The organism is Streptomyces sp. NPDC059456 (genome assembly GCF_042750055.1).
GTDB lineage: Bacteria > Actinomycetota > Actinomycetes > Streptomycetales > Streptomycetaceae > Streptomyces.
In genome coordinates this window covers 1-9669 of the sequence record NZ_JBHYVA010000295.1, presented here as the reverse complement: position 1 = coordinate 9669, position 9669 = coordinate 1, and the positions used below count along the sequence as shown (strand labels likewise).

Here is a 9669-nt window from a genome sequence, read left to right as displayed (position 1 = left end):
TTGGGTCGCTGGGGGTCGGTTTTTTTGTAAACCCCCCCGGGCGGTTTGGGCGGGGGGGGCCCGCGGGGGGGGCGCCCCGGGCGGCCCCCCCCTCGCAGGGACAGCGGGTCGAGTGGGGCACGACGCCCGGGCAGTGACCGGTTTCGTCACCGACCGGGTGCGTTTCAGGCGTCGAGCACCCGGTCGAACTGCGTCGTGGTGTGCCGCAGGTGCGCCACCAGCTCGTCGCCGACCTTCGGCTCGGGGGCGTCCGACGGCACGAACAGGATCGACACCTGCATGTGCGGGGGCTCTGCGAACCAGCGCTGCTTGCCCGCCCACACGAACGGCGAAAGGTTCCGGTTCACGGTGGCCAGGCCGGCCCGTGCCACGCCCTTGGCGCGCGGCATCACGCCGTGCAGGGCCTTGGGGGCCTCCAGGCCCACCCCGTGCGAGGTGCCGCCCGCGACCACGACCAGCCAGCCGTCGGAGGCGGCCTTCTGCTGGCGGTAGCCGAACCGGTCGCCCTTCGCGACGCGCGTGACGTCCAGGACAGCGCCGCGGTACTCGGTGGCCTCGTGGTCGCCGAGCCACAGCCGGGTGCCGATCCGTGCCCGGAACCGGGTCTGCGGGAACTGCTGCTGGAGCCGGGCCAGCTCCTCGGCCCGCAGGTGGCTGACGAACATGGTGTGCAGCGGCAGCCGGGCCGCGCGCAGCCGGTCCATCCAGCCGATGACCTCCTCGACGGCGTCCGAGCCGTCCGGGCGGTCCAGCGGCAGGTGCAGGGCGAAGCCCTCCAGCCGCACGTCCTCGATCGCGGCGTGCAGCTGGCCCAGGTCCTGCTCGGAGATGCCGTGGCGGCGCATCGAGCTCATGCACTCGATGACCACGCGGGCACCGACCAGGCCGCGGACCCCGTCCAGGGAGGACACCGAGCGGATCACCCGGTCCGGCAGCGGCACCGGCTCCTCGCCCCGCCGGAACGGGGTGAGGACGAGCAGGTCGCCGCCGAAGAAGTCCTTGATGCTGGCGGCCTCGTACGTGGTCCCGACGGCCAGCACGTCGGCGCCCAGCCGGGTCGCCTCCTCGCACAGCCGCTCGTGGCCGAAGCCGTATCCGTTGCCCTTGCAGACCGGAATCATCCCCGGGAACTGGTCCTGGATCTGCTTCTGGTGCGCACGCCAGCGCGCGGTGTCGACGTAGAGCGTGAGCGCCATGCCCGTCCGGAGCCTCTCTCGAAAAAGCTGCCTGTGCAGCGATGCGGTGTGTGGGGGTGCGGCAGCAGGTCAGCGGCGAGACATGTAGATGTCGAGCGCCTTGTGCAGCATTTTGTTCAGCGGGAAGTCCCACTCGCCGACGTACTCGACGGCCTCGCCGCCCGTACCGACCTTGAACTGGATGAGGCCGAACAGGTGGTCGTTCTCGTCCAGCGTGTCACTGATGCCGCGCAGGTCGTAGACGCTGGCGCCGAGCGCGTACGAGTCGCGCAGCATGCGCCACTGCATCGCGTTCGACGGACGGACCTCGCGCTTGTGGTTCGCGGAGGCGCCGTACGAGTACCAGACGTGCTGGCCGACGGTGAGCATCGTGGCGGCGGCCAGCGGCTCCCCCTCGTGCTTCGCGATGTACAGCCGCATCCGGTTCGGGTCCTCGGAGTTGAGGGCCGTCCACTGGCGCTGGAAGTAGCTGAGCGGGCGCGGGCGGAACTTGTCGCGCTCGGCCGTGATCTCGTACAGCTCCTGCCAGACCGGCAGGTCTTCGTAGCCGCCCTGGACGACCTCGACGCCGGCCTTCTCGGCCTTCTTGATGTTGCGGCGCCACAGCTGGTTGAAGCCCTTGAGGACGTCGTCCAGCGAGCGGTTGGCGAGCGGTACCTGGAAGACGTACCGGGGCTGCACGTCGCCGAAGCCGGCGCCGCCGTCCTCGCCCTGCTGCCAGCCCATGCGGCGCAGCTTGTCGGACACTTCGAAGGCGCGGGGCTCGATGTGCGAGGCCTCCACGTCGCGCAGCCGCTTGACCTCCGGGTCCTGGATGCCCGCCTTGATGGCGGCGCTGTTCCAGCGGCGGATGACGACGGGCGGACCCATCTTCACGGTGAACGCGCCCTGGCGCTTGAGGTGGGCCAGCATCGGCTGGAGCCACTCCTCCAGGTTCGGGGCGAACCAGTTGATGACCGGCCCCTCGGGAAGGTACGCGAGGTAGCGCTTCACCTTGGGCAGCTGCCGGTACAACACGAGGGCGGCGCCGACCAGTTCGTCGTTCTGGTCGAACCAACCGAGGTTCTCGGAACGCCACTCGTTCTTCACGTCGGCCCACGCCGGGACCTGGCAGTGGCTAGCCGAGGGCAGGCTCTGGAGATATCCCAGATGCTGCTCTCGGCTGATGGTCCTCAGGGACAGGCTCATGCGGGGCGTCTCCTCGGCGGCTTCGCTGGCTATGGCGCGAAGCCTACTGCGACAAGGGCGCCACCCTTCTGGGGGACGGGCCCGGCCCGGGCCGGTGAGCGGCCGGCGCCCTGTCGCGGAAGTGCCCCGGTCAGCCCGTCAGGCCGCCGAAGAGACCGCCGTGCGCCATGCCGAGGTAGAAGCCCACGCCCGCGGCCCCAAGCCCGATGATCAGTGCGAAGCGCTCGCGTGTCGTCTCCGAGATGAACTGTCCGTACGCGCCGGTCAGGATTCCGACGAGCCCGGTCCACGAGCTGAGCAGGTGCAGATTGTCGAAGAAGCCCGTGACGAACGCCACGAGGCCGAGGACCACCGTGGCCACCATGAGGGTGTCCTGCAGCGGGTGGGGTTTGCCGTCGGTCGCGAAGAGCGAGATGGAGGACTGGGACCGCATTGCCTGTGCCATCGGAAAGGCACCTCCTGGCTGACGCAGAGCGGTGCTGCGGGGCCGCCGCCGACTGGGCCGGGACGTGGCACCGAGCACACCCGATGAGTACAGAGTGTGGCCCCTTCCCGCCGGATTTCAACCGGAAGGGGCCGAGCAGGTAGTCTGTACAGCTGCGCGGTGTCTGCTTACGGACACCGTGCGCACGCATCACGACCCTCCTGCCACGGAACGACCGTGGCCGCTGAGTCCAAAGGAGGTGGGTTCCACATGCGTCACTACGAAGTGATGGTCATCCTCGACCCCGATCTCGAGGAGCGCGCTGTCTCCCCGCTGATCGAGAACTTCCTCTCCGTCGTCCGTGAGGGCAACGGAAAGGTCGAGAAGGTCGACACCTGGGGCCGTCGTCGTCTCGCTTACGAGATCAAGAAGAAGCCCGAGGGCATCTACTCGGTCATCGACCTTCAGGCCGAGCCTGCGGTCGTCAAGGAGCTTGACCGACAGATGAACCTGAACGAGTCGGTTCTCCGGACCAAGGTCCTTCGCCCCGAGACCCACTGAACTCCGGTTCAGCGGTAATCGGGACCGAGTAGCACAGCAGCCCAGCAGCAATCCCCGCCGAGAGGTTCATCCATGGCAGGCGAGACCGTCATCACGGTCGTCGGCAATCTCGTCGACGACCCCGAGCTGCGCTTCACCCCCTCGGGTGCGGCGGTCGCGAAGTTCCGTGTCGCGTCCACCCCCCGCACCTTCGACCGTCAGACCAACGAGTGGAAGGACGGCGAGAGCCTGTTCCTGACCTGCTCGGTGTGGCGGCAGGCGGCTGAGAACGTCGCCGAGTCCCTCCAGCGGGGCATGCGCGTCATCGTGCAGGGCCGGCTGAGGCAGCGGTCGTACGAGGACCGTGAGGGTGTCAAGCGCACGGTCTACGAGCTGGACGTCGAGGAAGTCGGCCCCAGCCTGAAGAACGCCACGGCCAAGGTCGCCAAGACCACCGGTCGCGGTGGCCAGGGCGGGTACGGCGGCGGCCAGCAGCAGGGTGGTGGCGGCGGCTGGGGCGGAGCCCCCGGCGGCGGCGCCCCGCAGGGCGGCGGAGCTCCCTCCGACGACCCGTGGGCGTCCAGCGCGCCGGCCGGCGGCCAGCAGCAGGGCGGCGGGGGCGGCTGGGGCGGAAGCTCCGGCGGCTCCAACGGCGGCTACTCGGACGAGCCCCCCTTCTAGGGGAGCTCGCATCCCCACTTCTTGATCACACAGGAGAGACACCATGGCGAAGCCGCCTGTGCGCAAGCCTAAGAAGAAGGTCTGCGCGTTCTGCAAGGACAAGACCGCGTACGTGGACTACAAGGACACGAACATGCTGCGGAAGTTCATTTCCGACCGCGGCAAGATCCGTGCCCGCCGCGTTACCGGCAACTGCACGCAGCACCAGCGTGACGTCGCCACGGCCGTGAAGAACAGCCGTGAGATGGCGCTGCTGCCCTACACGTCCACCGCGCGATAAGGAAAGGGTGACCGACTAATGAAGATCATCCTGACCCACGAGGTTTCTGGCCTCGGTGCCGCCGGCGATGTCGTCGACGTCAAGGACGGTTACGCTCGCAACTACCTGGTCCCGCGTGGTTTCGCGATCCGCTGGACCAAGGGTGGCGAGAAGGACGTGGCGCAGATCCGCCGCGCCCGCAAGATCCACGAGATCGCGACCATCGAGCAGGCCAACGAGGTCAAGGCCAAGCTCGAGGGCACGAAGGTCCGTCTGGCCACCCGCTCGGGTGACGCCGGCCGTCTCTTCGGCTCCGTGACCCCGGCCGACATCGCCACGGCGATCGAGGCTTCCGGTGGTCCGAAGGTCGACAAGCGCCGCGTCGAGCTGGCTGCCCCGATCAAGACCCTCGGTTCGTACCAGGTCTCCGTGCGTCTGCACGCCGAGGTCGCCGCGAACGTGGGCGTCGAGGTTGTCGCCGCCTAAGTGCTGCACGTGAAGGGCCGCACCCCTGAGGGGGTGCGGCCCTTCGCCGTTGCCGGGGATCGCCGGGCGATGTTTCACGTGAAACGTCCCGGCGGGGTTCTCCGTGTTTCACGTGAAACACGGCCTGCGGATCAGCGGGTCGCCCCCGCGACCAGCCACCGGCCGGAGCGGGCACGCAGCTGGAGGGTGGCCATCCGCACCAGCATCATCAGCGTCATGGCCCCCCAGAGCGCGGTCAGGCCGCCGCCGAGGCTCGGGACGAGCAGGGCGGCCGGGGTGAACACGGCGAGCGTCACGAGCATCGCCCAGGCCAGGTAGCGACCGTCTCCGGCGCCCATCAGGACCCCGTCGAGCACGAAGACGATGCCGGACACCGGCTGGGAGAGGGCCACGACCAGCAGGGCGGGCAGCAGGGCGGCCTCGACCGCGGGGTCGCCGGTGAAGAGCGGGATGAGCAGGGGGCGGGCCACGATCACCAGCGCGCCGAGGACGATCCCCGAGACGATCCCCCACTGGACCATGCGACGGCAGACCGCCTTGGCGCCCTCGGTGTCGTCGGCGCCCAGGTAACGGCCGATGATGGCCTGCCCGGCGATGGCGATCGCGTCGAGGGCGAAGGCGAGCAGGCTCCAGAGGGAGAGCAGGATCTGGTGGGCGGCGATGTCCGCGTCGCCGAGTCGCGCCGCCACGGCGGTCGCGATGATCAGCACGGCGCGCAGGGACAGAGTGCGCACCAGCAGCGGTACGCCGGCCTGGGCGCAGGCCCGGATGCCGGCGGCGTCGGGGCGCAGGGAGGCTCCGTGCCGACGCGCTCCGCGGAGGACCACGACGAGGTAGACGCCGGCCATGGCGCACTGGGCGATCACCGTGCCCCAGGCGGAACCGGCGATGCCGAAGCCGGCGCCGTACACGAGGGCGCCGTTCAGGCCGGCGTTGAGGGCGAAGCCTCCGATGGCGACGTAGAGCGGTGTGCGGGTGTTCTGGAGGCCCCGGAGGACGCCGGTCGCGGCGAGCACCATCAGCATGGCCGGGATGCCCAGGGCGGAGATCCGCAGATAGGTGACCGCATAGGGGGCGACGGTGTCGGACGCTCCGAACAGGGAGATCAGCCAGGGCGCCGTCGGCAGCACGACGGCGACGACGACGGCACCGATCAGGAGGGCGAGCCAGATGCCGTCCATGCCCTGTCGGATGGCGGCCGGGAGGTCTCCCGCGCCGACCCGGCGGGAAACGGCCGCGGTGGTGGCGTAGGCGAGGAAGACGAAGACGCTGACGGCGGTGGTGAGCAGGGCGGCGGCGATGCCGAGCCCGGCCAGCTGGGGGGTGCCGAGGTGTCCCACGATGGCGCTGTCGGCCATCACGAACAGGGGCTCGGCGACGAGCGCGCCGAACGCCGGGACGGCGAGTGCGAGTATCTCGCGGTCGTGCCGTCTCGGGGCACCCTTCAGCGGGGCGAGGGCCTGTGTCATGCGCTCAATCTAATCTTCCACAGGTAATAGACGCAACCATCTTTGGATCCTTACCAACGAGTTGACTTGCGCGTTCTCGGCACCCCGTTGGAGGCGATCTCGGAACCCGGGCCAAGAAATTTCTCCCCCACAGCCGGTGGAGTAAGAATGCGCAGGTCAGATGGGGTGGAGGGGTGGGGCAGGTGATTTTGTCCACAGCGCCGTCCCCCGGTCCGTGCACAGCTTCCGGCGACTTACCCACAGCATTGGGTCGGTCATCCACATCTCATCCACACAGCCTGTGGATAACAAGATTGGCTGACGTCGCTCCCGGCCCTACCGTTGTGCGTTGCCCGACTCGCCGACTGCGGATTCGGGTGCCCCAAATGTCAGAGCCGTGTCGTAGAAAGAGTGGCACGGCGAGGTCCGCGTTGCGGACGGGAGGAGGCGGCCCGGTGAGCATGCCCGAGCCCATGGACGACCCCTGGGCCGACAGCGGTCCGGGTGACCGTCTGCCCGCCCGCTCGCGCCGTAACGGCGACAACCGTGGCCGCGGGGACGAACAGCACGACCGGGACCGCGAGGGCGGCTCCTGGGACGGCGGCGGAGGCGGTTTCGAGCGCGTACCGCCGCAGGACCTCGACGCCGAGCAGTCGGTGCTCGGCGGCATGCTGCTCTCCAAGGACGCCATCGCGGACGTCGTCGAGGTCATCAAGGGCCACGACTTCTACCGGCCCTCGCACGAGACGATCTACCAGGCGATCCTCGACCTGTACGCGAAGGGCGAGCCGGCCGACCCGATCACGGTCGGCGCCGAACTGACCCGCCGCGGCGAGATCAGCAAGGTCGGCGGGGCCTCGTACCTGCACACGCTCGTCCAGTCGGTGCCCACCGCGGCGAACGCCGAGTACTACGCGGAGATCGTCCACGAGCGGGCCGTGCTGCGCCGCCTCGTCGCCGCCGGCACGAAGATCACGCAGATGGGATACGCGGCGGACGGCGACGTCGACGAGATCGTCAACAGCGCCCAGGCCGAGATCTACGCCGTCACCGAGCAGCGGACCTCCGAGGACTACCTGCCGCTCGGCGACATCATGGAGGGCGCGCTCGACGAGATCGAGGCCATCGGCTCGCGCAGCGGCCAGATGTCGGGCGTACCGACCGGTTTCACGGACCTCGACTCGCTGACCAACGGCCTGCACCCGGGCCAGATGATCGTCATCGCGGCCCGCCCCGCGATGGGCAAGTCGACCCTCGCGCTCGACTTCGCCCGCGCCTGTTCCATCAAGAGCAACCTGCCGAGCGTGATCTTCTCCCTCGAAATGGGCCGCAACGAGATCGCGATGCGCCTCCTTTCGGCGGAGGCCCGGGTCGCCCTGCACCACATGCGCTCCGGCACCATGACGGACGACGACTGGACCCGGCTGGCCCGCCGGATGCCGGACGTCTCCGCCGCCCCGCTCTACATCGACGACTCCCCGAACCTGTCGATGATGGAGATCCGGGCCAAGTGCCGGCGCCTGAAGCAGCGCAACGACCTCTCGCTCGTGGTCATCGACTACCTCCAGCTGATGCAGTCGGGCGGCTCCCGCCGTCCCGAGAGCCGCCAGCAGGAGGTCTCGGACATGTCCCGAAACCTCAAGCTGCTGGCCAAGGAGCTCGAAGTGCCGGTGATCGCGCTCTCCCAGCTGAACCGTGGTCCCGAGCAGCGCACCGACAAGAAGCCGATGGTCTCCGACCTGCGTGAGTCCGGCTCGATCGAGCAGGACGCCGACATGGTGATCCTGCTGCACCGCGAGGACGCGTACGAGAAGGAGTCGCCCCGCGCGGGCGAAGCGGACCTGATCGTGGCGAAGCACCGTAACGGCCCCACGGCGACGATCACCGTCGCCTTCCAGGGCCACTATTCGCGGTTCGTGGACATGGCCAACACGTAGCATCCGATCATGGATGCCGTATCTGAAGACCTGGAGCTGTTTCCTGCCACCCGGCGTGCGCTGAGGCACCGGATCGCCGTCGCGCAGAGCGAGGGCCGGGCGCCGTCGGTGGTCGCGGCCGTGGCCCGCGGCGGCGAACTCGTCTGGGAGGGCTCCCGGACCTCCGTCGAGGGGCACGGGCCCGACGGGAACGTGCAGTACCGGATCGGGTCGATCAGCAAGACCTTCACCGCCGTTCTCGTGCTGCGCCTGCGGGACGAGGGCCTGCTGCGGCTCGAAGACCCGCTGGAGCAGCACCTGCCGGGAACGGGCGTCGGCGAGGTGACCATCGCCCAGCTGCTGGCCCACACCGGCGGGTTGGCGGCGGAGACGCCGGGCGCGTGGTGGGAGCGGACGCCCGGGGCGCTGCGGCCCGAACTCGCGGACGTGCTGGGTGAGGAGCCGTACCGGTTCCGGCCCGGCCGACGGCACCACTACTCCAACCCGGGCTACACGCTGCTGGGTTCGCTCGTGGAGGCCGTGCGGGGCAAGCCGTGGGAAGAGGTGCTGCGGGCCGAGGTGCTGGAGCCGCTCGGGCTGGACCGTACGACGGCGCAGCCGCAGGCCCCGCACGCGGGCGGCTGGGCGGTGCACCCGTGGGCCGACGTGATGATGGCCGAACCGCTGGAGGACCTCGGGCTGATGGCCGCGGCGGGACAACTCTGGTCCACGACCCGTGACCTGGCCCGGTTCGCGATGTTCCTCGCCCGGGGTGACGAGCGCGTGCTGAGTGCGGAGTCGGTACGGGAGATGCGGACGTCCGCGGCACCGCCGGAGCCCGGTCTCGCCGAGTTCGGTTACGGGCTCGGCATGCAGCTGGTGGACGCCGGCGGGCGCAGGCTCGCCGGCCACAGCGGTTCGCTGCCGGGGTTCGTCGCGGGGCTGTGGCTGAGCGAGGCGGACGACGTGGCGGCCGTGGTGCTGGCGAACTGCACGTCGGGGCTGCCCGCCTCGGCGGTGGCCGCGGAACTGGTGGCGATCGTCGCGGACGCGGAGCCACCGTTCCCGCAGCCGTGGCGGCCGTTCCGGGAGGCCGATCCGGTCGCCCTGGAGCTGTGCGGCCCCTGGTACTGGGGTACGTCGGCGCACGTGGTGCGGTTGACGGCGGACGGGCTGCTGGAGCTGGGGCCGGCGGGCGCCATGGGGCGGTCGGCCCGGTTCCGGGCGGCGCCGGACGGGGGCTGGACCGGGCTCTCCGGCTACTACGCGGGGGAGACGCTGCGGGCGGTCCGGCGCGAGGACGGTTCGGTGAGCCATCTCGACCTCGGCTCGTTCGTGTTCACGCGGGAGCCGTACGACGCGCAGGCCTCGGTGCCCGGCGGGGTGGACCCGCAGGGCTGGCGGGGCATCGGCTGAGGCCCGTCCTCCCCGATCGCGGGCCGGGCCCGGGCCGCATGGACGGGCCCGGCCCCGCGACGTGGAGTGGAGTGGGCCGCGTGAATCCGACGGGGGATGAGGGGTATACCGGACG

10 protein-coding genes are annotated in these 9669 nt (G+C 70.0%); 6 read left to right on the top strand and 4 right to left on the bottom strand.

Going from position 1 to position 9669, the window contains the following annotated elements; translation table 11 throughout:
- Nucleotides 1-164: 164 nt before the first annotated feature.
- From ACFXA3_RS23935 to ACFXA3_RS23925, 3 genes are all read right to left on the bottom strand, one after another.
- Entirely contained in the window at nucleotides 165-1196 is a 1032-nt protein-coding gene (locus ACFXA3_RS23935) for an alanine racemase (protein WP_030857746.1), read from the bottom strand.
- A 69-nt stretch (nucleotides 1197-1265) separates the two neighbouring features.
- Nucleotides 1266-2384, bottom strand: a complete 1119-nt coding sequence (locus tag ACFXA3_RS23930) for a lipid II:glycine glycyltransferase FemX (RefSeq protein WP_385189893.1) — start codon at nucleotides 2382-2384, stop codon at nucleotides 1266-1268.
- A 130-nt stretch (nucleotides 2385-2514) separates the two neighbouring features.
- On the bottom strand, nucleotides 2515-2829 hold the full coding sequence (locus tag ACFXA3_RS23925) for a hypothetical protein (RefSeq protein WP_385189890.1): 315 nt from the start codon (nucleotides 2827-2829) through the stop codon (nucleotides 2515-2517).
- 249 nt (nucleotides 2830-3078) lie between these two features.
- On the opposite strand from ACFXA3_RS23925, the gene rpsF reads away from it, so the two are divergent.
- The 4 genes from rpsF (at nucleotide 3079) to rplI (ending at nucleotide 4774) form a co-directional block, all read left to right on the top strand.
- The gene (gene rpsF / locus ACFXA3_RS23920; RefSeq protein WP_004950685.1) at nucleotides 3079-3369 is read left to right on the top strand and encodes a 30S ribosomal protein S6; all 291 of its coding nucleotides are present in this window, start codon (nucleotides 3079-3081) and stop codon (nucleotides 3367-3369) included.
- Nucleotides 3370-3441: 72 nt separating this feature from the next.
- On the top strand, nucleotides 3442-4029 hold the full coding sequence (locus ACFXA3_RS23915; protein WP_054227222.1) for a single-stranded DNA-binding protein: 588 nt from the start codon (nucleotides 3442-3444) through the stop codon (nucleotides 4027-4029).
- Between the two features lie 43 nt (nucleotides 4030-4072).
- The gene (gene rpsR / locus ACFXA3_RS23910; RefSeq protein WP_005315025.1) at nucleotides 4073-4309 is read left to right on the top strand and encodes a 30S ribosomal protein S18; all 237 of its coding nucleotides are present in this window, start codon (nucleotides 4073-4075) and stop codon (nucleotides 4307-4309) included.
- Nucleotides 4310-4327: 18 nt separating this feature from the next.
- Nucleotides 4328-4774, top strand: coding sequence for a 50S ribosomal protein L9 (gene rplI, locus ACFXA3_RS23905; RefSeq protein WP_030292603.1), 447 nt, complete (start codon nucleotides 4328-4330; stop codon nucleotides 4772-4774).
- A gap of 131 nt (nucleotides 4775-4905) precedes the next feature.
- Here rplI and ACFXA3_RS23900 read toward each other — a convergent pair whose 3' ends face one another.
- Nucleotides 4906-6243 carry an MATE family efflux transporter gene (locus ACFXA3_RS23900; protein ID WP_385189886.1) on the bottom strand — a complete coding sequence of 446 codons (1338 nt, stop codon included), beginning with the start codon at nucleotides 6241-6243 and terminating at the stop codon, nucleotides 4906-4908.
- A gap of 452 nt (nucleotides 6244-6695) precedes the next feature.
- Here ACFXA3_RS23900 and dnaB point away from each other — a divergent pair, with 452 nt between their 5' ends.
- Together dnaB and ACFXA3_RS23890 are read left to right on the top strand one after the other, a co-directional pair.
- A complete protein-coding gene (dnaB, locus tag ACFXA3_RS23895; RefSeq protein ID WP_385189896.1) occupies nucleotides 6696-8159 on the top strand; it encodes a replicative DNA helicase in 1464 nt (487 codons plus the stop codon).
- A 9-nt stretch (nucleotides 8160-8168) separates the two neighbouring features.
- A complete protein-coding gene (locus ACFXA3_RS23890; protein ID WP_385189883.1) occupies nucleotides 8169-9554 on the top strand; it encodes a serine hydrolase domain-containing protein in 1386 nt (461 codons plus the stop codon).
- Nucleotides 9555-9669 lie beyond the last annotated feature (115 nt).

Excerpts from the sequence above, each read along its gene's own strand:
- ACFXA3_RS23890 (WP_385189883.1), top strand. The coding sequence starts at position 8,169 with ATGGATGCCGTATCTGAAGACCTGGAGCTGTTTCCTGCCACCCGGCGT.
- ACFXA3_RS23915 (WP_054227222.1), top strand. The coding sequence starts at position 3,442 with ATGGCAGGCGAGACCGTCATCACGGTCGTCGGCAATCTCGTCGACGAC.
- ACFXA3_RS23925 (WP_385189890.1), bottom strand. The coding sequence starts at position 2,829 with ATGGCACAGGCAATGCGGTCCCAGTCCTCCATCTCGCTCTTCGCGACC.
- ACFXA3_RS23900 (WP_385189886.1), bottom strand. The coding sequence starts at position 6,243 with ATGACACAGGCCCTCGCCCCGCTGAAGGGTGCCCCGAGACGGCACGAC.
- rplI (WP_030292603.1), top strand. The coding sequence starts at position 4,328 with ATGAAGATCATCCTGACCCACGAGGTTTCTGGCCTCGGTGCCGCCGGC.
- rpsR (WP_005315025.1), top strand. The coding sequence starts at position 4,073 with ATGGCGAAGCCGCCTGTGCGCAAGCCTAAGAAGAAGGTCTGCGCGTTC.
- rpsF (WP_004950685.1), top strand. The coding sequence starts at position 3,079 with ATGCGTCACTACGAAGTGATGGTCATCCTCGACCCCGATCTCGAGGAG.
- ACFXA3_RS23930 (WP_385189893.1), bottom strand. The coding sequence starts at position 2,384 with ATGAGCCTGTCCCTGAGGACCATCAGCCGAGAGCAGCATCTGGGATAT.
- dnaB (WP_385189896.1), top strand. The coding sequence starts at position 6,696 with ATGGACGACCCCTGGGCCGACAGCGGTCCGGGTGACCGTCTGCCCGCC.
- ACFXA3_RS23935 (WP_030857746.1), bottom strand. The coding sequence starts at position 1,196 with ATGGCGCTCACGCTCTACGTCGACACCGCGCGCTGGCGTGCGCACCAG.